General features: G+C 52.3%; 24 protein-coding genes. 2 read left to right on the forward strand and 22 right to left on the reverse strand.

Annotation, left to right across the window (positions count from 1 at the left end; genetic code table 11):
* Window positions 1-28: 28 nt before the first annotated feature.
* The 5 genes from argS to nrdR form a co-directional block, all read right to left on the reverse strand.
* Window positions 29-1816: an arginine--tRNA ligase gene (gene argS, locus ABID13_RS01105; RefSeq protein ID WP_007863708.1), complete on the reverse strand. Its 1788-nt coding sequence runs from the start codon at window positions 1814-1816 to the stop codon at window positions 29-31.
* A gap of 97 nt (window positions 1817-1913) precedes the next feature.
* A complete protein-coding gene (gene efp / locus ABID13_RS01110; protein WP_007863707.1) occupies window positions 1914-2471 on the reverse strand; it encodes an elongation factor P in 558 nt (185 codons plus the stop codon).
* A 136-nt stretch (window positions 2472-2607) separates the two neighbouring features.
* Window positions 2608-3996: a shikimate dehydrogenase gene (aroE, locus tag ABID13_RS01115; RefSeq protein ID WP_048930614.1), complete on the reverse strand. Its 1389-nt coding sequence runs from the start codon at window positions 3994-3996 to the stop codon at window positions 2608-2610.
* 29 nt (window positions 3997-4025) lie between these two features.
* Window positions 4026-4532 (reverse strand): YqeG family HAD IIIA-type phosphatase, encoded by a 507-nt coding sequence (locus ABID13_RS01120; RefSeq protein ID WP_048930613.1) that lies wholly within the window; start codon window positions 4530-4532, stop codon window positions 4026-4028.
* Between the two features lie 29 nt (window positions 4533-4561).
* Window positions 4562-5014: a transcriptional regulator NrdR gene (gene nrdR, locus ABID13_RS01125; protein ID WP_007863704.1), complete on the reverse strand. Its 453-nt coding sequence runs from the start codon at window positions 5012-5014 to the stop codon at window positions 4562-4564.
* A 175-nt stretch (window positions 5015-5189) separates the two neighbouring features.
* On the opposite strand from nrdR, the gene aroD reads away from it, so the two are divergent.
* On the forward strand, window positions 5190-5954 hold the full coding sequence (gene aroD, locus ABID13_RS01130; protein WP_048930612.1) for a type I 3-dehydroquinate dehydratase: 765 nt from the start codon (window positions 5190-5192) through the stop codon (window positions 5952-5954).
* 256 nt (window positions 5955-6210) lie between these two features.
* Here the strand turns inward: aroD and ABID13_RS01135 are convergent, their stop codons facing one another.
* The 10 genes from ABID13_RS01135 to coaBC form a co-directional block, all read right to left on the reverse strand.
* Window positions 6211-6504 (reverse strand): PRC-barrel domain-containing protein, encoded by a 294-nt coding sequence (locus ABID13_RS01135; protein WP_045093357.1) that lies wholly within the window; start codon window positions 6502-6504, stop codon window positions 6211-6213.
* Window positions 6505-6593: 89 nt separating this feature from the next.
* The gene (locus tag ABID13_RS01140) at window positions 6594-7541 is read right to left on the reverse strand and encodes a hypothetical protein (protein WP_048930611.1); all 948 of its coding nucleotides are present in this window, start codon (window positions 7539-7541) and stop codon (window positions 6594-6596) included.
* A gap of 142 nt (window positions 7542-7683) precedes the next feature.
* Window positions 7684-8616 (reverse strand): MetQ/NlpA family ABC transporter substrate-binding protein, encoded by a 933-nt coding sequence (locus ABID13_RS01145; RefSeq protein ID WP_045093359.1) that lies wholly within the window; start codon window positions 8614-8616, stop codon window positions 7684-7686.
* A 238-nt stretch (window positions 8617-8854) separates the two neighbouring features.
* On the reverse strand, window positions 8855-9520 hold the full coding sequence (locus ABID13_RS01150; RefSeq protein ID WP_048930610.1) for a methionine ABC transporter permease: 666 nt from the start codon (window positions 9518-9520) through the stop codon (window positions 8855-8857).
* Between the two features lies 1 nt (window position 9521).
* A complete protein-coding gene (locus tag ABID13_RS01155; RefSeq protein ID WP_007863697.1) occupies window positions 9522-10538 on the reverse strand; it encodes a methionine ABC transporter ATP-binding protein in 1017 nt (338 codons plus the stop codon).
* Window positions 10539-11097: 559 nt separating this feature from the next.
* Window positions 11098-12015, reverse strand: a complete 918-nt coding sequence (locus ABID13_RS01160; protein WP_007863693.1) for an SGNH/GDSL hydrolase family protein — start codon at window positions 12013-12015, stop codon at window positions 11098-11100.
* A gap of 186 nt (window positions 12016-12201) precedes the next feature.
* Window positions 12202-13608, reverse strand: coding sequence for a dipeptidase PepV (gene pepV, locus ABID13_RS01165; RefSeq protein WP_048930609.1), 1407 nt, complete (start codon window positions 13606-13608; stop codon window positions 12202-12204).
* Between the two features lie 18 nt (window positions 13609-13626).
* On the reverse strand, window positions 13627-14073 hold the full coding sequence (locus tag ABID13_RS01170; RefSeq protein WP_007863690.1) for a GatB/YqeY domain-containing protein: 447 nt from the start codon (window positions 14071-14073) through the stop codon (window positions 13627-13629).
* Window positions 14074-14103: 30 nt separating this feature from the next.
* Window positions 14104-15708: a peptide chain release factor 3 gene (locus tag ABID13_RS01175; RefSeq protein ID WP_007863688.1), complete on the reverse strand. Its 1605-nt coding sequence runs from the start codon at window positions 15706-15708 to the stop codon at window positions 14104-14106.
* Window positions 15709-15828: 120 nt separating this feature from the next.
* A complete protein-coding gene (gene coaBC, locus ABID13_RS01180; protein ID WP_048930688.1) occupies window positions 15829-17013 on the reverse strand; it encodes a bifunctional phosphopantothenoylcysteine decarboxylase/phosphopantothenate--cysteine ligase CoaBC in 1185 nt (394 codons plus the stop codon).
* Between the two features lie 104 nt (window positions 17014-17117).
* Here coaBC and ABID13_RS01185 point away from each other — a divergent pair, with 104 nt between their 5' ends.
* Window positions 17118-17894, forward strand: a complete 777-nt coding sequence (locus tag ABID13_RS01185) for a type III pantothenate kinase (protein WP_007863681.1) — start codon at window positions 17118-17120, stop codon at window positions 17892-17894.
* Between the two features lie 234 nt (window positions 17895-18128).
* Here the strand turns inward: ABID13_RS01185 and ABID13_RS01190 are convergent, their stop codons facing one another.
* The 7 genes from ABID13_RS01190 to ABID13_RS01220 are packed head-to-tail and all read right to left on the reverse strand — an operon-like array spanning window position 18129 to window position 25821.
* Entirely contained in the window at window positions 18129-18806 is a 678-nt protein-coding gene (locus ABID13_RS01190; protein WP_048930687.1) for a DUF3298 and DUF4163 domain-containing protein, read from the reverse strand.
* Between the two features lie 49 nt (window positions 18807-18855).
* Window positions 18856-19860 carry an electron transfer flavoprotein subunit alpha/FixB family protein gene (locus ABID13_RS01195; RefSeq protein WP_048930608.1) on the reverse strand — a complete coding sequence of 335 codons (1005 nt, stop codon included), beginning with the start codon at window positions 19858-19860 and terminating at the stop codon, window positions 18856-18858.
* Window positions 19861-19879: 19 nt separating this feature from the next.
* Window positions 19880-20683, reverse strand: coding sequence for an electron transfer flavoprotein subunit beta/FixA family protein (locus ABID13_RS01200; protein ID WP_007863675.1), 804 nt, complete (start codon window positions 20681-20683; stop codon window positions 19880-19882).
* A gap of 27 nt (window positions 20684-20710) precedes the next feature.
* Entirely contained in the window at window positions 20711-22135 is a 1425-nt protein-coding gene (locus tag ABID13_RS01205) for a SulP family inorganic anion transporter (protein ID WP_007863673.1), read from the reverse strand.
* Between the two features lie 56 nt (window positions 22136-22191).
* Complete coding sequence (locus ABID13_RS01210) at window positions 22192-23334, reverse strand: acyl-CoA dehydrogenase family protein (RefSeq protein ID WP_045093362.1); 1143 nt, start codon at window positions 23332-23334, stop codon at window positions 22192-22194.
* A 29-nt stretch (window positions 23335-23363) separates the two neighbouring features.
* Window positions 23364-24599 (reverse strand): CaiB/BaiF CoA transferase family protein, encoded by a 1236-nt coding sequence (locus ABID13_RS01215; protein WP_045093363.1) that lies wholly within the window; start codon window positions 24597-24599, stop codon window positions 23364-23366.
* Between the two features lie 31 nt (window positions 24600-24630).
* Entirely contained in the window at window positions 24631-25821 is a 1191-nt protein-coding gene (locus ABID13_RS01220) for an acyl-CoA dehydrogenase family protein (RefSeq protein WP_048930607.1), read from the reverse strand.
* Window positions 25822-25849 lie beyond the last annotated feature (28 nt).

A 25849-nucleotide genomic window follows, 5' to 3' on the forward strand; every position in this document is an offset into this window, starting at 1 on the left:
TGGACTGATGCTCCCTTTCGGCGGTCATCTACATGCGGTCCGGCGCCTCAATTCCCAGCAGTCCGATGCAGGTTTCCAGTACCCGTTTGGTGAGGGTGATCAGGCCGATATAGCTGTCCTTCCTGGCCTCATCCTCCTCTGACAGGATCTTGGTATCGTGATAAAAGCTGTTAAACGCATTTGCCAGCTCGTAGATGTACTGACAGATTTTGTGGGGCGCTGTCTCTGCAAAGCTGTTTTCCAGCACCTCGTTGTATTTGGACAGCATAAGCATCAGAGCCTTTTCCGACTCTCCGCACGGAGGAAGAATATGCTTTTCCAGCGCTTGCTCACTGACTGAGCCGCCATTGTCCCTGTACTTGGAAAGAATGGACTTGATACGTACAATGGTGTACAGAATATAAGGTCCTGTATTCCCCTCAAAGGAAGTAAACCGCTCCGTATCAAACACATAATCCTTGCCCGCCTGGTTGGACAGATCCCCATACTTTAAGGCAGCCAGACCCACGATCTTAGAGGTCGTCCTGGCTTCCTCCCGGGACACGGTCCTGTTCTCCATGATCCTGGCATACACAGCGTCATCGATCTCATCGATCAGCTTCTCCAGGCGCATGACTCCGCCTTCCCGTGTCTTAAACGGCTTTCCATCCTTGCCGTTCATGGTGCCAAATCCAAGGAATATCATGGGCGTATCCTGAGCCACGATCCCGGCTTTCTTTGCCACCCTGAATACCTGCTCAAAGTGCATGCCCTGACGCTTATCCACCACATAGATATACCGGTCCGGATGGAAATCCTGCTCCCGTTCCACAATGGTAGCCAGGTCTGAGGTGGCGTACAGGGATGCTCCGTCCGACTTGCGGATCAGACAGGGGGGGATCTCCTTGGAATCGCTCTCCTCAGCCACATCCACCACCAGGGCCCCCTGGCTCTCATAGGCCAGTCCCTTGTCAATGAGCATTTGGATCATATCCCCGATATAAGGCTCGGCATCACTTTCGCCCTTCCACAGGTCAAACTCCACATTCAGGTTGGAGTAATTCTTTTTAAGGTCCTCCACTGAAACAGCCATGATATGCTGCCAGATAGCCCTATAGGGCGGATATCCCTTCTGAAGCTTTAAGGTCGCCTCATGGGCTCTTTCCTTAAACGCCTCATCCTCCTTGGACTTTGCGCTGGCCGCAGGATAAATCTCTTCCAATTCACTGATGGTAAAGGGAGCCTGGGAGGGGAATTCCCCTGTGTATGTCTGGTCAAAATACACCAGCTCCGGTTTTCTGTCCCTCAATTCCTCAATGATCAGCCCCATCTGCAGCCCCCAGTCTCCCAGATGCACATCACCGATCATCTTATGGCCCAGGAACCGTCCCATGCGCTTGATGCTCTCACCGATAATGGCAGCCCTCAGATGGCCCACATGAAGCGGCTTTGCCACATTGGCCCCTCCGTAATCCACCATTACGGTCTCAGGGCGTTCCGGCGCTTCCAGCCCCAGTTTATCACCGGCAGCCATTCCATTCACATAGCCGGACAGGAACTGCTCCGACAGCTTCAGATTGATAAAGCCGGGCATAACAGCCACCGCCTCCTTGAATACAGGATGGCCGCCCTCTCCGGTCAGCTTTTCCACCACAGCCGAAGCTATGTCGATGGGTTTCTTCTTATATGCCTTGGCAGCTGCCATGGCTCCGTTACACTGGTACTCGCACAGGTCCGGGCGGTTGGATAATACGACCTTGGCGAATTTCTCCTCATACCCGCAGGCTGCAAATGCCTGCTTCAGCTCCTGCTCCATCATATCCAGAATTTTCTTCACAGTATGCGTTCTCCTTTGCTATAACAATTCCTTCCGGGAAAGCTAAAAGTGCCCCGGCTGACGCCGGAGCAATTCATAAGCTCTTTTTTACAGATCATTATACACGTGAAAGATACTCGCCGGTCCTTGTATCAATCTTAATCTTGTCGCCGATCTCCACAAATAAAGGTACATATACGGTAGCACCGGTTTCTACGGTTGCAGGCTTGTTGGCTCCCTGAGCCGTGTCACCCTTAAAGCCCGGCTCTGTCTCAGTGATCTCCAGCTCTACAAACAGGGGAGGCTCCACAGAGAACACATTGCCGTTGTAAGAACAAACCTTACATACTTCGTTCTCCTTAACAAACTTCAGGGCATCGCCGATAATATCATGATTCAGGGCAACCTGATCATATGTTTCCTGGTTCATGAAGTTAAACAGGTCGCCGTCAGCGTAAAGGTACTGCATATCTACTCTGTCAATCCTGGCCTGTGGGAATTTTTCAGTCGGACGGAAAGTGCGCTCTACAACGCCTCCGTTAATTACGTTTCTAAGTTTGGTACGCACGAAGGCAGCGCCCTTGCCAGGCTTAACATGCTGGAATTCCATGATCTGAACAACCTGTCCATCAATTTCCAGTGTAACGCCATTTCTAAAATCACCTGCTGATATCATAAAGATATTCCTCCTTGAGTTCGTTCACGGCGCCGCGAAAGCGCCAGGTAAGACTTTAATCTTTTATATTCTATACTATGTAGACAGCATTTTCAAGGTTTTTTTTCCCGGCAGTGCAAATTTCTCCAAAATACAGTTAAATTCCGGCCCTGCAATGTATCTCTTCCACAATTTCCTCCACGCTGCGTCCGTTTACATCCACGATCACATGGGATGCTTCCAGATAGACCGGGCGGCGCATTGCCAGCAGGCCGCGGATCCTTGATTCCACATCCCCGCCCTGAAGCATGGGCCTGTCGGATACATCCCTTCCAATCCTGTCCATCACAGTCTCTGGAGAAACATCCAGATACACCACGCAGCCCAGTTTTTTAAGAAGGATCCTGTTCTCCTCCCGCAAAGGAAGCCCGCCTCCCACAGAGATGATGGAGTGGTCCGTATGGGCCAGCAATTCCTCCAGCACGCCTGTCTCAAGCCTGCGGAAAGCCTCCTCCCCCTGGGTGGCAAAGATCTTGGAAATGGCCATACCGGCCGCTGCCTCGATCCTCTGGTCCGTATCAATGATAGGAAGGCCGTACTCCCTGGCATAGCAGTCGCCCACACTGGTCTTTCCGGCTCCCATAAACCCAATCAGGATCAGGTTATGCTTTGCCTGTGACATGGACAGATGGTCCTGGATCAGCTGCCTTGCCATGGAGATAGTCTCCTCATCCACCCTGACCTGGGGATTCCAAAGTTCATAGGCAATAATACCCTGGTACAGCAGCATGTCCAATCCGTTGACAGCCTTTCCGCCTGCCCCCTCCACCAGTTCCATAAACCTGGTCCTGGCCGGTGTGTACACGATATCCACGCCTGTATGGATCAGCTCATAAAAGTACCTGTCCTCTACGATCACATCCTCCACATGGGGGTGCATACCCACGCTGGTGGACTGGATCGCCAGATATCTGCCCTTTTCCTGGGGAATGGATTCATAACCATCCAGGGGCAGAGCGGACGCAAGGTTCCGTCCCACAAGCCGGTTGATGTACTCAGCCAGCTCCTGGGCCCTGTCCAGATTGCGGTTCATGATGTAAATGGATGCTGCTCCCTCTTTGGCCAGCACATAGGCGGCAGCCTTGGCCGCGCCTCCTGCGCCTATCAGGATACACCTCTCCCCGCCCACATGGATCCCGGCCCCCAAAAGGGCACGAGTCAGGCCGGCGGCATCCGTATTATATCCCTTATAGCCATGTTCCGTCCGCACCAGTGTGTTGACCGCACCAATGGCTTTGGCGTCCCCATCTATGTCTGTCAGGAATTCCATGACCCTTTGTTTATGGGGCACGGTCACGTTCATTCCCAGGATATTCAGGGCAAAGGCACCTTTTACCGCGTCCCCCACCTGCTCATTTTCCACTTTAAAGGGCACATAGGCCAGGTTCACCCCTGTCCGCCGGGCATAAAAGTTATGCATCAGCGGTGACATGGAATGCTCCACCGGGTTGGCTATGAGTCCGCACACTCTTGTCTTTCCGTCCATTTTGCTGTCTCGCTCCCTAATCCTTCTTCTCATGCCTTCCTGCGGCATTGTCTTTTATAAAAATACAGTACCGGTTTTTCCAGATACCGCTTCAGGACGATCTGTATCTCCTCCTTCGGATTCATGGGTTTTACCAAAATACTGTAGATACCGGCCCTGTTGGCGCCGTATACATCTGTAAAAAGCTGGTCCCCCACAAAGATAGTCGTCTCCCGATCCGTGCCCATCCGCTCCATGGCCCGCTCATAGCCGTCCCGCTTTGGTTTCCCTGCCTTGTGTATATAAGCTGATCCCACCTTGTCCGCAAAGTGTTTGACCCTGGGTTCCTTATTATTGGACAGCAGGCATGTGTTCATGCCGATCTGATGAAGGTGTTCAAACAACTCCACGGCCTGGTCATCCGCCGGTGCATCATGGTTTGCCAGGGTGTTGTCGATATCAAATATGGCGCCCCGGATCCCATTGGCGTGATAGTGGTCATAGGGAATCACATAGGCCGATACCTCGTACCGCCTGGGGTAAAACATTTCCAGCATAATTTACATTGATCCTTTCTTTCATCCGCTTATTTCTTAAGCAGCTTTCCAATCTCATCAATAAACGTGTTCACATCCTTAAACTCCCTGTACACGGAAGCAAACCTCACATAGGCCACCTCATCCAGCATCTTCAGCTTCTCCATCACCAGTTCACCGATGACAGAGGTGGGGACCTCCTTTTCCTCCATGTTAAAAATCTGGTTCTCGATCTCATCGATCACAGTGTTGATCTGCTGTGTTGATACAGGGCGCTTATGGCAGGAATGGATGATTCCGGCCTCAATCTTGGAGCGGTCATATGTCTCCCTGGAATCGTCCTTCTTGATCACCATAAGCGGCATGGTCTCCAGCTTCTCATAGGTTGTGAACCGCTTTCCGCAGCTCTCACACTGTCGGCGCCTGCGGATGGAACTGTTGTCATCCGCAGGCCTGGAATCAATGACCTTTGTATCCTGTTCATTGCAATATGGGCATTTCATCTTTTTATACGTCCTTTCCTTCATTCACGGCTTAAGTGCTTCATATATTTTAACCGAATAAGGTTTGAATCGCAAGGACTTTGTATTTATTTTCGCAAGTGTCTGGACGAATCCCATGTCCCGCCTTATAATAAGACCCATAAATAAACCAAATGTACAGAAAGGCTGATTCCACATGAATACTCTCAAGGTTAAAAATATTGTTTTCGGGGAAGGGATCCCAAAAATATGCGCTCCCCTGGTCGCCACCGGCTATGAGGTCCTTATTAAGGAAGCCGCGCGCTTTCCTTCTCTTCCCATTGATGTGGCAGAGTGGAGGGCTGACTGGTATGAGGGGATCCTAAGCCCCGACACCTCCCTGGAGCCCCTTCCCGGCCTCACAGATGCCCTTAAGGGCATTCCCCTTCTCTTTACCTTCCGCACCCATAAGGAGGGAGGTAATCTGCCCGCCTCCGCGGACGCCTACTGCGAGCTGCTGCGCCGGGCCATTGGTTCGGGGTTCATCGACATAGTGGATGTGGAGCTGTTTACAGGAGATGGGATCGTCCGGGAATTGACGGATCTGGCCCACCGAAACGGGATCAGGGTCATCCTGTCCAGCCATGACTTCAGCGCCACACCGGATAAAGAGGAGATCTTAAACCGCCTGAAACACATGGAAGCCCTTGGCGCGGACATTGCAAAGATCGCAGTCATGCCAAACTCCCCGGCGGATGTGCTCACGCTTTTATCAGCCACGGAACAAGCTTTTCGCACCCTCTCCTGCCCTGTTATCTCCATGTCCATGAAGGGCACCGGGCTGGTCAGCCGGTTAAGCGGGGAAATATTCGGATCCTGTCTGACCTTTGGCTCCGTGGGGGACGCCTCCGCTCCGGGACAGATTGATGTGACGGAGTTAAAGATGATTCTGGAGACCATGCACAGAGGGCTCACGGGCTGAGCAGTTGCGAATCCTCTACCCGGATGGTTTTGATGTCAGCGCCGCGATGGATCACGGATTAGCCGGGGGGGATTTCACATTTTTTTCACAAACAGCACATAGAATCATCACATTTTTCCTGTATTGTAAAAAATGTAAAAAAGCTAATGCTTTTCATACAACTTTTTCTCACAAACCGGCCGGCAGGGTATACCCTGCCGGCCACTCCTCCGTTTGGATTATAATTTTTTGTCAGACGCAAAGCCGTGTGTCCTGATCAGCATTTTATGTTCTCCGTCACTTCTTTTTCTTTTATATCCACCAGAATAATGTCATTGCCCACCTGGCAGATGTCACAGAAGGGAATGATATACTCCTTTTCCCTTCCAAGAAAACCGCAGATACAGCCCGGGCCGGGCACGATCAGAGCCAGCAGGCACCCTGTCTCCATATCAAAATCCACATCCCCCACAAACCCCAGGCGTTTGCAGGTCTTTACATTGATTACTTCCTTTTGCTTTAAATCATAGATCCGCGTAGTCGTAACCTCCGGCTGCTTCTTACTACTTATATATGCAGCCCTGAACCCATTTAGACTTTGTCACTGCCTTTCCCTATCCGGAAATTTAAATTGGACAGGGAAAAACAGCACTCCAAAAACTACGGTAACAACTCCGGGACCAGGCCGATCACCTGCATTGCAATGACAAGAATAAGCATGATGATATTTATAACAACGCCCACAATAGAAAGGATCAGTCCAGCCTTTGCCTGTGCGCTCAGCCCATTCTCCCCCTTTGACATAATGGCAAATATGATTCCGAGAATTCCAAACACTATGGCAATCCAGTTGCAGCAGCATGTGACCAGGGCCAGGATTCCCATGACCAGTGAAGTGATGGCCATGCCGTTCTTATCCTCAGCGGGTTTCCGGTACTGGGTCTGATATTGGGTCTGATATTGGGTCTGGTACTGATTCTGCCCATCCCCCTGATACCCCTGCTGATATCCTGGTCCCTTCTGATATCCTGGTCCCTGCTGACATACCGGCCCCCGCTGATCCGGAACCTGCAGCTGACCTGGATCCTGCACCTGGCCTGGGTCCTGGTGCCGCCCCGCGCCCTGATGCACCGGCTCCTGCTGTCCTGAATAGGATGGAGGCGCTGTCTTATAGACCGGTTCTCCCTGATTCGGTCCGGTCCCGTTCTGGCTGATGGGGTTCTGGCTGTTGGGATTCTGGCTGATGGGGTTTGGGCCGCTTATATTCCGGCTGCTCCCCTTCTGGGTTCCCATATTATGGGTTCCCTGGTCCAGGGCACCCGGCTGGCAGCGCCCTTCTTGGCGGCTGCCGGAATCAGTCCCGTAGGAATCGGCATCCCCTCCATGGTTCCACGCGTCATGCTGGTCCGCTGCCCCTGGCTGGATCCATGTATCTGTTACTGAAGATGAGGCGGGTGCCTGGCTCCAGGAACTGTCCTGGGGTTCTGCCGGGCATTCCGGCTGCCTGGACGCTCCAACCGGTTCCTCTGAGTTGTTCCCGTTATCTGTTCTATTCAAGCCGGGGCCGCCTTCCCCTGCATAATTGGCATGATCATGTTCGTTGTCCATGTATTGTCCCCTTTCTCTGGCATGTGTCCTTTGGTCAAAGCATACGTGAAAAGTATACCATAACTTACAAAAAAATACAATCCGCCGGAAACCTGCCCCGGCGGACTGCGTCTTGTAATTGTCTTCTCTTTTATCTGTTCCTTTAGAACAGGGGAACTACGGCACCCTCATATTTTTCTTCCATAAATTGCTTTACCTCCGGGCTGGTCAGTGCCTCTACCAGCGCCTTGGTAGCGTCTGTAGTCTCATCGCCTTCCCTTACAGCCACAATGTTTCCATAGGTGGTTGCTGCCAGGGATTCGGAGTCCTCTGCCGCAAGGGCATCGCTCACCTTAAGTCCTGCCTCAATGGCATAGTTTCCGTTGATGACCGCAATGTCGCAGTCAGGAAGGGAACGTGGAAGCTGTGCGGCTTCCAGCTCTACGATATCCAGATTCTTGGGATTCTCAACAATGTCGTTTCTGGTGGCTTCCAGACCCACGCCTTCTTTTAACTTGATCAGTCCCTGTGCTTCCAGAAGCAGCAAAGCCCTTGCCTCATTGCTCACATCATTGGGAACCAGAACGGTTGCTTTATCCTTTAACTCATCCAGGGAGCTCGTCTTTCCTGCATAGATCCCAAAAGGCTCATAGTGGATGGCTCCTGCACTTACCAGTTTGGTGCCGTTCTGCTCATTAAAGGAATCCAGATATGGCTTATGCTGGAAATAGTTGGCATCCAGATCTCCTGAATCCAGGGCGTTATTTGGCAGCACATAGTCTGTGTACTCCACAATGTCCAGCTCATAGCCCTTTGATGCCAGGACTTCCTTGGCAGCGTTTAAGATCTCAGCATGGGGAGCCGGGCTTGCGCCTACAATAATCTTCTTCATTTCTCCGGCGGCCGTGGTTTCTGCTGCCTCAGTTTCAGCGGCTGTGGTTTCTGCCTCAGCACCTGCCGCAGTGGTATCCTCTGCCGTGGTTGGGGCTGCTGTGGTATCTGCGGTTGTCTCCTTCCCGCTGCCAGAGCAGGCTGTCAGTGCTCCTGCGGCCAGCGCTGCGGCCAGAATAGCTGCTCCTAATACTCTCTTCTTCATAATGTTTTCCTCCTCGTTTCAGGGTTTACCCCTTATTTTTTACCCATGACGGGCTGTTTTATCATCAGCCGGAGCCCTCCTTTTTTTGCGATATCCTTATCACATCAGGAAAGCCCCGGGAGATTTATCGTTTCTGTCTTATCTGTTCCGCTTTACCGGTACTGCCTCATTGGCTCCGTCTTACCGGTTCCGTCTTACCGGTTCCGCCGGTTGCCGTCCTGATCAAACAGGCTCTCGATCAGCGGACCCTCTTATCGCCCCTTCTGGACATTCTCATGAACACTTCCTGGATCAGCTGTACAATAATGATCAGAAGCACTACGGTAACCATCATCATATCTGTCTGATAGCGGTGGTAACCGTAACGGATCGCAATGTCACCCAAACCGCCTCCGCCTGTAAAACCGGCCATGGCGGAATAGCCCAGGATCGTTGTGACGGAAATGGCTGCCCCTACCAGCAGGGAGGGCTTTGCCTCAGGCAGCAGCACCTTCACGATGATCTGCCAGGTGGAAGCCCCCATGGATTTGGCCGCCTCTATAACTCCGGCATCCACTTCCTTTAAGGAGGATTCCACCATACGGCCGATGTAAGGGGCCGCGGCAATGACAAGAGGCACCACCGTGGCGTTGCAGCCAATGATCTTGCCCACAATCATTCTCGTAATAGGGATCACCATGATCAGCAGGATAATGAAGGGAATGGATCTGAGTACATTGATCACCAGTCCCAGGACTTTATTAAACAGGGGAACCGGACTGATGCCGTCCTTGTCCGTAACCACCAGGGCAATTCCCAGCGGAATGCCGATCACATAAGAAAGAGCGGAGGACAGGAACACCATATAAAGTGTTTCCCCGATCCCTTTTATAAGCATCTGCATGGTTGTTGAATCAAACTGCATCTCACCGCACCTCCTCAAACGCCACATTGGCTGTCTTTAAATAATTGCATATCCTGCCCGCATCCGTATCGTCCTCGGGCAGCTGGATGATCATCTGTCCCATGGCCTTGCCCTCGATATCCCTTGTGTCCGCGTGCATGATATTCACCGGCACCTTACAGGCCAGCACCATGTTCGCGATCACAGGCTCCGAGGACTCCCTTCCGTCAAATATGATACGGATCTGCCTGGAGGTTCCAAAGCTGGTCCTCTGGGCTGTCACATCCCCCAGGATCAGCTGACGGCCGATATCAGATTTGGGACCTGAAAAAATTTCAGACACCTTTCCCACCTCTGCAATATGGCTGTGATCAATAATAGCCACCCTGTCACAGATCGCTTCGATAACAGCCATCTCATGGGTGATCACAATGACGGTGATCCCCATCTCCTTGTTTATCTTCTTCAGAAGTTCCAGTATGGACTTGGTGGTATTGGGGTCCAGGGCGCTGGTGGCCTCATCACAGAGAAGTACCTTTGGATTGGTGGCCATGGCCCTTGCAATAGCCACCCTCTGCTTCTGCCCGCCGGACAGCTGGGCCGGATACGCCTTCATCCTGTCCTCAAGGCCCACCAGGCGCAGCAGTTCCTCCGCCCGTTTTTTCGCCTCACCTTTGGCTGTCCCGGCAATTTCCAGGGGGAAGCACACATTCTGGAGCACATTCCTCTGCGCCAGGAGGTTAAACTGCTGGAATATCATTCCCATGGACCGCCTGGCCAGCCGCTTCTCCCTGTCCTTCATGGCCGACAGGTTCTTTCCCTCAAAGATCACCTTGCCTGAAGTGGGCACCTCAAGATAATTAATGCAGCGCACCAGGGTGCTTTTGCCTGCCCCTGACAATCCGATAATACCAAAAACCTCTCCGCTGCGGATCTCCAGATTAATATCCTCCAGCGCTGTCACCGGGCCGCCGGACGTCTGAAACTGTTTTCCCAGTCCCTCCAGACGTATGATGGCATTTTCTTTGTTATCTTCCATGGCTTTTGTTCCTTTCTTCTGTTATTCCAGTATTTAATCCGCCTTGGCAAGTTGGGTCGGGCGCCGGGCGATCCCCATGATATGATTTTGCCGGAGCCCCTGAATAAAACAAAGAATCCTGCCCGCGGGATTCTCCGCCTGCGGCGGGTCGCTTCAGCAACATCTTCCCTTCCGCCGCAGCGCAATCCCCGCGGAGCGTTATTTGTATCATAGGGATTTTCAGAGGAATTTTCTATGATATAAAAAGGGCCGCACGTCCTGCAAGGACTTGCGGCCTGAAAGATTCTCTCCCAAAGCAACTCAATCTAAATTCATCACAATCCATACAGTTGGTACTTACATTCAGTTTTTTGCCCATGCGGATACACAGCACATCATCATGTACATGCCGTTCATCATATCCATATTCATCTGCATGGCTTTGAACTGATTCATAAGATCCTCCTGTATTTATTCTCTATAGATCAACTAGGAATTGTCTTAGTTAAGAAGATACATCACCCAATGGTATTTGTCAAGACTTTTTTGCAGTCTGATCCTGCTCTGATCCTGCTCTGATCTAATCCTGATCCAGTATAAATGCCTGTGCCATGCCCTGAAGTTCCTGAGCCTTGTCCTGATCCAGATCGGCCAGATATGGATTTCCCACAGGCGTCTCCTGGAATAACAAAGCATAGGCCGTACATGCTGCCAGATACGTCCCCTCCACGGAAGGATGCTGACCATCCTCCCCCCAGAGCTGCAGTTCCTCATCCTGCTCCAAGGCTTTGGCAAATACTTCCCCTCCGGGGATCAGCAGCGCGTCCAGCTCCTCTGCAATGGTCCTGTATCCGGCTGCCAGCTGTCCCTGCACCATTTCCCTGGAAAAGGCACCTGCGCCTTCCTCCGGTGCCCAGGTCATGAGAAATGCGGTCTGGCCTCCTGCGGCCTTGATCATCTCGTCCAGTTTCCGCGCATAGGGGTACATATCCTTTTTTGCATTGAAAGCAACAGCCGCATTGGTGTTCTCCTGAAGGACCACAAAATCCCATGGTTCACTTTGCAGCGCATCAGTAAGGATCTCGCCCAGTTCATCTTCCGGGTCTGAAAAGCGCTGGAGCGTATAGGACCCCTCCGTCAGGTCATACACATCCACCCCATGCCCCCCGGCCTGCGCCATCTCAAAGAACATACCCGGAAGATCATTGGTATATGTATGGCTGTTTCCCACAAAAAGGATCTTATCCCCGTCCTTGACAACCGGATCAGGAATCTTCCTGTATGTTTCCCCGGACGCTTTAGCGCTGTCGTCTTTCCCCTCATCCTGCTCTGCATCCTGTGCAGATCCTGTTGTGGTTTCCTCCGATGGCTCCTGCTGTTTTGCAGGCTGGGCCGTGGTCCGGTCTCCGCCATCTTTGCTGTCCGCACCGCATCCTGAAGACGCGGCCGCAGCCATGGCAATTGCCAAAACGGCCGCCATAATCCTGATCCTTTTCATACCCTTCCTCCCATGCCAGCTTACTGGCATAACAATCCGGCATAACAATCTGCGGTTAAACCGCTGCATTGTCCGATCCCGGGACCTCTGCCTGCCGATCCCGGGACCTCTGCCTGCCGATCCCGGACCCCTGTCCTGCCGCCTCCGGCAGGACAGGGGTTCCCTATTTTATCATCTGATACCAGGTCAGCGGCACAGCTCCACGATTGCCTGAGCAAATATCTTGGCGCTGACCACCAGCTCATCCACCACCGCGAATTCATCCGCGCCGTGCATCCTGTTATCCGTATCCGGAAGGGCCGCTCCAAAGGCAACGCCGTTCTTCAGGTGATGCACATAGGTACCGCCGCCAGTGGATTCACAGCTTCCCTGAAGTCCTGTGTACTCCTCGTAGCAGGCCAGCAGCGTTTTTACAAAGCGGGAGTTTCCATCCACATGGTGAGGAGGCACCATGGTCTCATTCTCCAGTGTCACGCCCTTGTCTGCCATGTTTTTCTTCACTGTCCTGAGTACATTATCCTCATTGGAGCAGATGGGGCAGCGGCTGTCAAATATGCCTTCCAGACTGTCTGATGAAACAGTCAGCATACTGAACGCAAGGGTAAGGGCTCCGGACAGTTCATCCCCCATGGCGATCCCGGCAGCCTTTCCGCAGGTGTCTCCGTGAGGAAACAGCTCCACAAGCGCTTTGACAGCGTCCATCTGCCCGCATTCTGCCAGGGGCAGACGCGTCAGGTATAACAGAAGTCCGGTGAGGGCATTCTTTCCCTCCTGGGGAGTGGAGGCATGGGCGCCCTCTCCCTGGGCAGTGATACGGAATACAGGGAAGCTGCCTTCAAAGCCAAAGGAAATACCTGTCTCCGCCTTCATCTCCTCCGCCAGTGTCTCCAGGGTTGCCAGATCGATTCCCTCCACCGTTGCCTTGGCCTTGCCCGGCACTACGTTGGCCTTGATGCCGGCCTCCACCTTCACAAGTCTGGGCACTGCCTCGGAAGCCTTAAACTCAGCATGGAAATGTCCCTCCAGGCGCCCTTTTTCAATGTTGATCACAGGAAATTCCGCATCTGGTGAAAATGTCATGGGAGCTTCCTTTTCCTTGTCATAGTAATAGGCTATATCAGAGCTTCCGCACTCCTCATCCGTTCCCAGGATCAGGCGGACGTTCTTATTCAGGGGGATCCCCAGCTCCTTCACCGCCCTCATGGCATAGAGGGCTGCCACTGCCGGGCCCTTATCATCCGCAGTGCCGCGTCCAAACAGCTTTCCGTCCTTAACAACCGGCTCATAGGCCGATGTCTCTGTCCATCCCTCGCCGGCAGGCACTACATCCAGATGGGCCAGGATATCCAGCTGGCTTTCCTTGTCATTGAGATCAGCGGTTCCCACGTAATTATCATAATTGGTAATGGAAAATCCATAGCCCTCAGCCATGGAAAGGGCTGCCTGGAGGGCCTCAAAGGTTCCCTCACCGTAAGGTTTTCCTTCCGTATAAGGCATCTTCTCGCTGTTGATCCTGCAGAGCCTGCAGATATCCTCTATCATATCTTCCCTGTGGCTGTCAATAAATCCTTCAATCTCTTTTCTATAATCCATTTTAAGAACTCCTTTTCTCTAATTCAACATGGATGCCAATGTCTCATTGACCACTTTTCCATCGGCCTTGCCCTTTACCCTTGGCATCAGCACCTTCATGATGGCCCCTTTATCCTTTGCTGTGGGGGATGCCAGCCCCAGTTCCTCCAGAACGGAAGCTATGACTTCTTTGATCTGCTCCACACTCATGTCCTCCGGCGCAAATTCCCTGTACACAGCAAGCCTTGCGGCGGCATCCCGGCGGATATCCTCACGGTCGGCCGGAGCCAGGTCATAGGTCTCCTGGGTCTGCTTGATCTCCTTTTTCACGATCGCGTCTTCCTCCGCCTCGGTCAAAGGCTCCCTCTTATCTATCTGTGCGTTCTTAAGGGCGGATAACAGCATGGAAAGGGAATCCTTCCTTGCCTTGTCCTTTGCCTTCATGGCCTCCACCATGGCTGCCCTTACAACATCAATTTTACTCATGTCATTACCTCCTTACATTTCCCTGTTTCATTATGCCTTGCCAAATTCACTGAGCCTCAGGTTGGGGTTGCGGTCCAGGACCATTCCCACGCTCCAGCTGTTAATGAACAAAAGCAGCGGATTGTCCTTAAGATCCTTGATTCGCTTCATATCGGATGTTCCCTGGATCCGGGCCACATCCACCTCCTCCGGATTCTCCACCCAGCGGATATGCTCAAAGGGAAGTTTCTCCAGAATAACCTCCACATTATACTCATTCTGGAGGCGGTATGTCAGCACTTCAAACTGCAGCACGCCAACCACCCCCACAATGATCTCCTCCATCCCTGAATTAAATTCCTGGAAGATCTGGATAGCGCCCTCCTGGGCGATCTGGTTCACACCCTTAATAAACTGCTTGCGCTTCATGGTATCCACCTGGCGCACCCTGGCAAAGTGCTCGGGCGCAAAGGTGGGGATCCCCTCAAACTCAAACTTTTCATTGGAGACGCACAGCGTATCCCCGATGGAAAAGATACCGGGATCAAACACGCCAATGATATCCCCCGCATACGCCTCCTCCACGATCTTACGGTCCTGGGCCATAAGCTGCTGGGGCTGGGTCAGACGGATCTTCTTCCCCCCCTGCACATGGTTCACCTCCATGCCGGCCTCAAATTTACCGGAACAGATGCGCATGAAAGCAATCCTGTCCCTGTGGGCCTTGTTCATGTTGGCCTGGATCTTAAACACAAAAGCGGAAAAATCCGGGCGGAAGGGGTCGATCTCCCCGTCCAGCGTCTTTCTTGAAAGAGGCGTGGTGGTCATCTTAAGGAAATGCTCCAGGAATGTCTCCACACCGAAATTCGTCAAAGCTGAACCAAAGAACACAGGCGACAGGTTTCCCCGCTGCACCCGGTCCATGTCCAGTTCATCGCTGGCCCCGTCCAAAAGCTCGATATCGTCAGTAAGCTGCTGGTGATAGTCGTGCCCGATGATACTGTCCAGATCAGCCTCATCCAAATCATATTCCTGGCTCTCCACTTCCTTTGCCCCGCCCATGGCAGCGGTAAAGGTGGTTATCTTTTTCGTAAAGCGGTCGTAAACCCCTTTAAAGCTCTTCCCGCATCCTATGGGCCAGTTCACGGGACAGGTGCGGATGCCCAGCACATTTTCAATCTCGTCCATCAGCTCGTAGGGATCCCTGGCCTCACGGTCAAATTTGTTGATAAAGGTAAAGATGGGGATATGGCGCATAACGCATACCTTAAACAGCTTAATGGTCTGTGCCTCCACACCTTTGGAGCCATCGATCACCATGACGGCCGAGTCAGCCGCCATCAGGGTACGGTAGGTATCCTCGGAGAAGTCCTGGTGTCCCGGTGTATCCAGGATATTGATACAGAATCCTTCATAATTAAACTGCATGGCTGACGAAGTAACGGAGATACCTCTCTCCTTCTCAATCTCCATCCAGTCAGACACCGCGTGCTTGGCTGCCTTGCGGCCCTTTACGGTTCCGGCCAGGTTAATGGCGCCCCCGTAAAGCAGGAACTTCTCAGTCAATGTGGTCTTACCTGCATCGGGATGGGATATGATTGCAAATGTCCTCCGCTTTTTAATCTCTTCTGCCAACTGGTCATCTATCTTTGACAAGTTTTTGTCCTCCATTTTTTAGTATTTGTTCCAATGCACTTTTTAAGTCTAATTTTTTATTTTATTATGAATATGACCATAAGTCAAGGCTTATCCTCTCACATCCCATGGCAATACGCTTCAGCCGCAGATCTCACTGAGAAGGGAATCCGCCACTTCCTCCTTGGACATCATGGGAAGCTCCTTTTCCATCTTCTCTGTGATGATCGTGACCAAATTGGTATCCGTGCCGAATCCCGCGCCCTCCACCTTCAGGTTATTGGCAACGATCATGTCAATATGCTTTTTCTTAAGCTTTGCCCTTGAGTTTTCCAGCATATTCTGGGTTTCCATGGAAAATCCGCACAAAAACTGCCCTTCCCTGCGGTGGCTGCCCAGCCAGCCAAGGATATCGTCCGTGCGCTCCAGGGCAATGGAAAGATCGCTGTCCTTTTTCTTTATTTTCTCAGTTCCCACCGAGGCCGGCCTGTAATCAGCCACTGCAGCTGCCTTGATAATAATATCCTGTTCCCGGCTGCGTGAAGTGACCGCCTCAAACATCTGTCTGGCGCTCTCCACTGCCACCACATCTGCAAACAGGGGCGGCGCCATGTCCACGGGACCGCTTACCAGGGTGACCTGGGCGCCGCGGTACGCCGCAACCCGGGCAATGGCATATCCCATCTTGCCGGTGGAATGGTTGGTAATGTAGCGCACCGGATCCATGGCCTCCCTGGTGGGACCGGCTGTCACAAGGATCTTCTTCCCTGCCAGGTCCTTTGGATAGCCTGCCTCCCGCAGGATATATTGGTATAACACCTCCGGCTCCGGCATCTTTCCGGCTCCGATATCCCCGCAGGCCAGATAACCGCAGGCCGGGTCGATAACCTCCATCCCATACCCGCGGCAGATCTCCAGGTTATCCTGGAGAATAGGGTTCTCATACATATTGGTATTCATGGCAGGGGCTATGATCTTTCTGCACCTGCACGCCATGATCGTGGTAGTCAGCATATCGTCCGCAATGCCGTGGGCGATCTTGCCAATGACATTGGCGGAAGCCGGGGCCACCATCACCACGTCCGCCTGTTTTGCCAGGGCCACGTGCTCCACGCTGAACTCAAAGTTGCGGTCAAATGTGTCCACCAGGCATTTGTTCCCTGTGAGACTTTCAAATGTAATGGGGTTGATGAAATTAGTGGCATTCTCTGTCATGAGCACATGCACCTTTGCCCCCTGCTTTACCAGCATGCTTGCCAGGCCGGCAATCTTATAAGCTGCTATACTTCCTGTCACTCCAAGAAGAACGGTCTTTCCTTTTAACATATCATCCTCCATGCGATCCTCTGGTTGTCTTTCCCGTTTTTCTATGTTACAATCCATGATAAAGTATATCACATATTTTTTCCAATGGAAAGGAGTTCCCCCCAATGATTTTAGCCATTGATATGGGCAATACAAACACCGTGATCGGCGGCATAGACGAAGAAAAAACATATTTTATCGAGCGGGTCACCACGGATCAGGGACGGACCGATACAGAATACGCTGTGAGTTTTAAGAACATTTTGGAAATGCACCAGATCGATATTTCCACCATTGAGGGAGCCATTCTCTCCTCCGTGGTCCCTCCCCTTAATTCCACTATTTTAAGCGCTGTGGAAAAAGTGACCGGGATCCTTCCCCTTCTTGTGGGCTCCGGCATGAAGACCGGCATGAATATTATCATGGACAACCCAAAGACAGTGGGAAGCGACCAGATCGTAGATGCCGTGGCCGCCAGCCATGAACATCCCCTGCCTCTTATCGTCATCGATATGGGTACCGCCACCACTCTGTGCACCGTGGACAAGAAGGGAAATTACATCGGAGGAGTCATCCTTCCCGGACTTAAGGTATCCTTAAATTCCCTGAGCAGCAAGACAGCGCAGCTGCCCTATATCAGCCTGGAGGTCCCCGGCCACGTCATTGGCAAGAATACCATTGACTGTATGAGATCCGGGATCGTGTACGGCAATGTGGATATGATCGATGGCATTTTGGACCGCATGGAAGCGGAACTTGGAGAAGAGCCCACAGTGATCGCCACCGGCGGACTGGCCAAATTCATCACCCCGCTCTGCCGCCATAAGATCATTGTGGACGATGCCCTTTTGCTCAAGGGATTATTGATCTTATATCGGAAAAACACATTACAGGAGCGGTGAGACGCAGTCCCCTGTCCCATCTCCCTCTGTATGTAAAAGAGATTTTAGGCGGTTCTCGCCAAATTTAAAACTGCATCCAAAACAGCGCCCGGATCCCCATCCCGGCGCTGTTTTCTCTATCGCTCATATTTCCGTTTTGTATATATTTCTGTTTTGTATATATTTCTGTTTTGTATATATTTCTGTTTTGTTTATATTTCTGTTTCACCCATATTTCTATTTGGCTGACCGAATTTAATGATCCTCTGTCCCGTCAGCCGCCTTTTGCTCCATTTCCCCAAAAGGCAGAAGAAATTGGGGAAGCCCGCTGGAATAGGGAGCAATATCATAGTGCTGGTAGTAAAGCACGATCCCCTGGGGTGTGAGATAGAAGTTCTCCGCCTGGAAGGTGCTTCGCAGCAATTCAGGGTAATTGTCAAAATAGGTGGATGGATCAGCCTTCAGCCGCTGGGCGATCTCGTATTCGATCCAGTTTTGGATCGCTTCCACATATCCGGGATCGTCCATAAAGAAGTCCCCCAGACGCAGCTGCCTGCCTGTTTCAAAATCCCAGGTCTGGGATGTACGCACCGTCATTCCGTGGGCTCCTCCCGTGAATTCATACTGGTCCAAATACAGGCTGACAATACAGTCATGGTTGTAGGTCACCTGATACCCCATGATAAACTCATAGGAAAAAAAGGGATACCCATTGCTTTTGCCGTACTGGTAATCCGTTACCGCCTGGGGATACAGGCTGTCTTGACAGTGCCTCCTTTTCTCCTCCGCCATGGATCGGTAGAATCCGCTGATGGATGCCGCCTCCCGGCTGCAGGTGCTGGTAAACCCGGGATAATAGATCCGGCAGTTTACCACAGGCGTGCCCTGATATTCCATCTGCTCTGTCACTGTGTACTTTGTTATGGTCTGCATGGAAACCTCATATCTTTTTTTACAATATATGAGCCGCCATGTACCCATATTACGCTCTGGCTTTTTTGATCTCCTCCGTTATCACGGGCACTACCTCGAACAGGTTTCCCACAATGCCGTAGTCTGCGATGCCGAATATGGGAGCTTCCGGATCCTTGTTGATGGCGATAATGCAGTCAGCCCCGCTCATGCCCGCCATGTGCTGGATGGCGCCGGAAATGCCGCAGGCAATGTAAATCTTTGGGGCAACGGTCTTGCCGGTCTGTCCCACCTGATGGGAGTGGCTGATCCAGCCCGCATCCACTGCCGCCCTGGAAGCGCCCACGGTTGCGCCCAGCACATCCGCGAGAGTACGCATAAGCTTAAACCCGTCCGGTCCGCCCAGTCCGCGGCCCCCTGATACAATGATCTCAGCTCCTTCCAGGTCCACCACCTCGCTGGCCGCCTCCCGGATGATCTCAAGGACAGTGGTCCGGATCTTTTCTTTGGGGAAAGAATACGCCTCTTTTATGATCCCGGCCCTGGAAATCCCTGCTTCCGGCTTTTTAAAAACCCCGGGGCGGACCGTACCCAGCTGCGGCCGGCAGTCCGGACATAGAATGGTTGCCATCAGGTTTCCTCCAAATGCAGGACGTGTCCAGGCCATATTGCCGGTCTCCGCATCCACATCCAGACTGGTGCAGTCCGCGGTCAGTCCGGTCTTTAAACGGCAGGAAAGCCTGGGGCCCAGGTCACGGCCCGTGGGCGTTGCACCGATGAGCATGGTGGTGGGTCCATATTTCTCTATGAGAAATGTAAGGGCAGCCGTATAAGCGTCCGTGGAGTACTCCTTAAACTCCTCGGAATCCACAACAATGATCTCGTCCGCTCCGTATTCTCCCGCTGCCTGAACCGAAGCCTCTGTCCGGCAGCCGATCACCACGGCCACCAGCTTTCCCTCCTGCTTATCAGCCAGTCTGCGGCCCGGGTTCAGCAGTTCCAGCCCCACTTTTCTCGGAGTCCCGTCTTCCTTTGTCTCAATCAATACCCATAAATCCTTTGTCTTTGCGTCCATCTGCGGTATCCCCTCCTCCTTATATCAGGCAGGCAGCGCTAAGCACCTGAACCAGCTTGGCTGCCGATGCCTGGTCACTGTCCTCCTTAATGATGACTCCGCCTTTTTTGCGTTCCGGGCAGAAGGATTTCTTCACCTTGGTAGGCGAACCCTTAAGCCCTGCCCGTGTAAGGTCAATATCCGGCAGATCCGCGGCAGTGAGAACAGGGATCACTGCGCGGTTGGCCGCCATCTTCCTCTTAATGGAAGGGTAACGCGGGTCAAAACCAGGCTTGGTAAATGTGATCAGACACGGCATGGTAATGCCGATCATCATATTGTAGTCCGGCCCTTCTTTCAAAACCCGGAAGGTGTTTCCCTCCGCCTCCGCCTCCAGAGCATAGGTCACCTGGGGCAGACCAAGATGCTCCGCGATCTCAGGCCCCACCTGGGCCGTATCCCCGTCAATCGCCTGCTTGCCGCAGAAAATAGCGTCAAATTTTCCCTCTGTCTCCTCGATCTTCCTGATGGTGTGTGACAGAATATAGCTGGTAGCCAGTGTATCCGATCCCCCAAAGGCCCGGTCTGAAACCAGATATGCCTTGTCCGCTGCAATGGCGAGGCATTCCTTTAACGCATTCGTTGCCTGATTGGGGCCCATGGACACCACCACTATCTTTGTATCCGGGTTGGCATCCTTGATGCGTGCAGCTGCTTCCAGCGCGTATCCGTCAAACGGATTGACAATGCTGGGAACGCCGTCCCTGATCAATGTATTGGTCACCGGGTCTATTTTTATTTCCGTTGTATCCGGCACCTGTTTGATACATACTAATATATTCATAATTCATCCCTCATCTTTATAACAGATTTACGCCGCCGCACCTTTTTCCCTTAATTCCTGTGCTCTGCGCTCCTCCTCGTCCTCCGCTGCGATCACAGACCTGTTATATGACAGATCATCCTTTCGCTTATCCCTGGAAGCAATAAATATGTAGCATACAATACCTACCGCAAATCCCCAAGCGGCGCCTCTGGCGACCATGACAGCCGCAATGGCTCCTGCAATGGCCAGGTCCGACTTGTCCCGGCACAGCCCGATACCGCTGGCCGTGCAGGTAAATCCCTGGGACACCAGGCAAAGGCTCATACAGATCGGTGCAATGGGGCGCACCAGGCTTACGATCGGTGTAAAGATCATTGTGATAAACGGCATATAGTTTCCCGACATAGCGCCGCCGTGCACACTGTAGAATCCTTTCTCTCCGCGGTCCTCATACCCCTGAAGCATGGAGATGGTGAACGCCGCTCCCAAAGGGGATGCAAGTGGCCCAAAGGGGCAGATCAGGCCCAGAACCAGGTTTCTCAACCCTGCTGTAATGCTTACACGGTTTACATTCAGCTCACAGTATTCATCTTCTCTTGACTTGGTTCCATCCCTGACGATTTCCTTCAGCACCAGGGTGTCGCCAAATGCAACAATATAAATGGCAAATGCCGTGGGAATGGCGGAAATCAATATGGCGGGACTTGGAAATCCTACGGAAAACGGTGACAGTTCTTTAAACATGATTGCAAAATTCGGAATCGTCAAAATAGGAAAGATGGAAAATTCCATGGGGCTCTCACCGGTGAGAGCAGCCAGGATCATTGCCAGGATAACTGCCGGTACAAGTCCAAAGCTTGCCAGCATCTTTGCCACAGGATTCCCCTTTTTAACCCAGCCCTTAAAAACAGGGCTGTACAGCAAAAAGATCATTGCAACCGTGGATACCATGATCGTGATGGGATAGGTTCCCACACGGCCGCCTGACTTGTATTCACCAAAGATCGAAGCAATGGCCGCACCCAGGACAATGCCGCCTTTGATGCTGGGCGGGACAAAGGCAATTACCTTTTTAGCAAGCCCTGTTCCGCCTAAGAACAGAAAGATTGCCGCCAGCATCAGCTGCAGTGCTGCCATGGCTTGGACCTGAAGCTCTGCCGGATATCCCTGGCAAAACGCAATTACAAGGGGCACTGCGGGCATGATCCACCCGCACACCGTGGGATCTCCTGCCAGGGAATTGATAATATAAAGGAATGTGCTGATAAATGCAGCCCCATAGGCAGCTTCCTCACTCACCCCTGTACAAAGCATGATCGTGGATATTGCGCCAAAACACAATACGCCGTTACACATGCCCTGAATTGCCTCAGGAAATGTGGGATTACAATGGATAAACGGAATACGCACCTTAAACATCCCCATTTTTATATACGGCTGCTCCCCGCCATACGGTCTCTTCATAGCCATACCAAAATCCTCCTCACTTTATCACTTAAGTACCATTATCATCTCTTGGTAAAATCTCAATAAAGTTTTGCCAATTCCCTGGATACCACCAGGCGCTGGATCTGATTCGTCCCCTCAAATATCTGGAATATCTTGGAATCACGCATCATTTTCTCCACGGGATATTCCTTGCTGTAGCCATAGCCGCCAAAAATCTGCACCGCATCTGTGGTGACCTTCACCGCATTGTCACTACAGAAGGTCTTTGCACAGGAGGCCTCCATGCTGACTCTCTTGACACCGGAGTCCAGCAGGCGCATTGCGCCAAATACCAGCTGCCGCCCTGCCTCGGTACCGATCTGCATATCTGCCAGCATCATCTGGATCGCCTGGTTTTCTATGATGGGCTTTCCAAACTGCTCCCTGGTCTTTGCATAGGCCACGCTTTCTTCCAGTGCGTTCTGGGCAATGCCCACTGCCACTGCAGCGTTATAGATACGCCCTGTATCCAGGCCGCCCAAAGCGATCCTGATACCATCGCCCACTGAGCCCAGCATATTGGCAGCCGGTACCCTGACGTCCTCCAGGAACAGGTCACAGGTATTGGAAAGGCGGAGTCCCATCTTGTTTTCATGCTTGCCTACGCTGAGTCCCGGTGTACCGCCCTCTACCATAAAGGCCACCGTCCCCTTGGAGCCAAGAGACCTGTCCACAGTGGCGATAATCACGTACAGATCACTGTATGCGCCGTTGGTGGCAAAGCATTTAGTACCATTGAGTATGTAATCATCCCCATCCCTGCGGGCCGTGGTGCGCAGGCTCAGTGTGTCAGAACCTGCATTTGGCTCCGTCATGCTGAAGCTTCCATGGGCGCCTGGTATTAAGATATCGGCCGCCCTCTGTTTCTGCTCATCATTGCCCCCCAGCAGGATACACTTAAGGGTCATGGATGTGCTGAGCATGGTGATGGCAAAGCCGGGATCACATCTTCCCATTTCTTCCAGAGCCACTGCCATGGTCACATAATCAAGTCCGGCGCCGCCGAACTCTTCCGGTATCTGCAGACAGTGAAGCCCCATTTCAAACGCTTCCCTGTAAATATCCTGAGGAAACTCTCCCTTATCATCCAGTTCCCTCAGATAGGGTTTCACTCTCTTTGCCATAAAGTCACGAATCAAATCCCTGATAGACAGCTGATCTTCCGTATAAATCATTGCCATATTCCTTCACCTCACAAGTTCAAATTAGATCATTCACAGTTATGGTGTTTCACTACGATAGCCCCGCTTCTTTTCATCTCATCCAGCTGTTCCTGGGTATAACCGTACTGGCTGAGGATCTCCTCAGTGTGATAACCGATGGGTTTGGACTGTTCCAGGGGCGGAAGTCCCATACTCTGGAAACGCACAGGCGTGTCTGTGACAATACCATCCACCCCGTTGTCATAGTGGATCTTTCTGAGGAAATCATTCTCCCATGCCTGAGGATCTGACAGTATGTCATCCACGGTAAAACATTTTCCGGCAGGCGTATCTTTTTCCTTAAAAATCCGTACCCACTCATCCGCATCCTTTTTCATAAAGCCTTCTTCAATGAGGTTGACCACTTCCGTGACACGCCCTTCTGCCAGCACCTTGTTATAGCTGCTGTACACGGGGGAGCCGATCAGGTCGGGCCTCTCGATCAGATCCATACATTTGTTGAATTCAGCGTCATAAACCGGCATGCACAAATAGATCCATCCGCCGTCCCTGGTGGGATATGTGTTGTTGAGAGGGCTGGGCGGGTTCTTTCTGGAGCTGGGATAATGATTGTCATATGTACTGGTCACGATCCCCACTGTCAGGAAATACAGGGCGGTGTGGTACAGGCTGATAAATACACGGTCCCCCAGCCCTGTTTTTGCCTTTTTCACCAATGCCCCGCAGATGCCTGCCGCAAGGGCCACTGAAGTGGGAAGATCCCCCAGGGCGTTGGGCCAGTTCATGGGGGCGTCTCCCTCCTGGGGCAGGGAGCGGAACCAACCGCCCCTGGCCGCATAACAAATGGTGTCATAGCCCGGATTATCTTTTTCCGGACCGCGGTCGCCGTATCCTGTAACCTGGGCGTAGATCAGCCCGGGGTATTTTTCCTTCAGTGATTCGTAATCCAGATGCAGTTTATCCAGGGCCTTCTGGCGCCAGCTGGTGGCAAACACATCCGCTGTTTCCAGCAGTTTATGCAGCGCCTCCATTCCCTCCGGCTTTTTCAGATCCAGGCAGATATATTGCCGGTTTCCGCCCACCATCATATCCACGCAGTGATTATAATCTTCCTTCATAAAATCGATCATCTTAAATGACGGCCCTAAATGTCTGCTGGGATCCCCCTGGGGCCGCTCAATCTTATACACGGTTGCGCCCCAGTCAGCCAGCAGCCGCGGTGCTCCGGGAACAGCCACATATTCTGCCAGTTCAATAACTTTAATGCCTTCTAATGGTTTCATAGTCGGAATACCTCTCTTTGTCATCTTACAATCAGCAGTAATTGGATGTCCTTATCTCCCCGTCCGCATCGATTACTTTGCGGACCAGAGTAAGGCGCTGAACCGTGCGGGGGCCTTCCTCAAACCACATGGCGCGTGCATCCCGGTACAGGCGTTCCACCGGCCCGTAAGGATTGTCCTCGAAGTATCCGATCCCGCCGAAGATTTCCAGACAGCCGTCCGACACGGTGCGGACCGTATCAATTCCGTGAAGCTTCATCATGGATGAGATCATCTCTATATCCTCACCCCGGTCCGCTTTCTGGGCGCAGTCCCGCACCAGCAGCCGCAGTGCGTGGACCTGCGTGGCCATATCTGCCAGCATCTGCTGCACGGCCTGACGCTGGATCAGCGCTTTTCCAAAGGTGACCCTGTCCTTTGCCCTGGCAATGGCCAGTTCCAGCATGCGCTGTGAAAGTCCCAGCAGGCAGACGCCGATGGATGCACGGGATACGGCCAGGGCATGGAGGAATACGGTGAGTCCTTCCCCTTCCGCTCCCAGACGGTACTCATCCGGGATCTCCATGTCTTCCATGATCACATCCCCGTGTCCTGTGCCCCTGCAGCCCATCATATGAGGCATGTTTTCCACTCTCAGCCCCTTTGTGTCAGCCGGAACATAAAACGCCGTATGGCCGCCCTTTTTGCGTTTCTCTTCATCTGAGACAGCGATGATATAGTATGCATCGCAGATATCTGTAAAGGAGATCAGGGTCTTACGTCCGTTCAGGACCCATTTGTCCCCTTTCTTTACGGCTGTGCTGCGGATGTCAACGCCGGAACCGCAGTCAGGTTCGGTGAGGGCAAAGGCCACAAAGAAATCACCGGTCCCCATTTTGGGAAGGTACTCATTCTTCATTTCCTCTGTGCCGTGCTCCGCCATGATCTCCCAGCTCAGTCCGTTTGCTACATGGAAAAACATGCGGATCGCCTGGTTGCCCCTTCCTATCTCCTCCAATACCGTAAAGTACTGCTCCAGGCACAGGCCCATGCCGCCGTACTGGGTGGGAAGGGAAAGGCGGAACATATCGTTTTTCTTACCGATCTCCCACATCTCCGGCGGATAAACATTACTTTTTTCCATTTCCGCGGAAAGGGCTTCCAAATCATTTTCAACTACATGGCGGATCTTCATCCTCAGGTCGTACAGTTCCTTCTCACTGATCCTCTGGTCGTTTAACATTCTTTTATTCCTCCTATTTTTGTTTGAT

The sequence above is a fragment of the Enterocloster citroniae genome (assembly GCF_040545455.1).
In the GTDB taxonomy this organism is placed as follows: Bacteria; Bacillota; Clostridia; order Lachnospirales; family Lachnospiraceae; genus Enterocloster; species Enterocloster citroniae.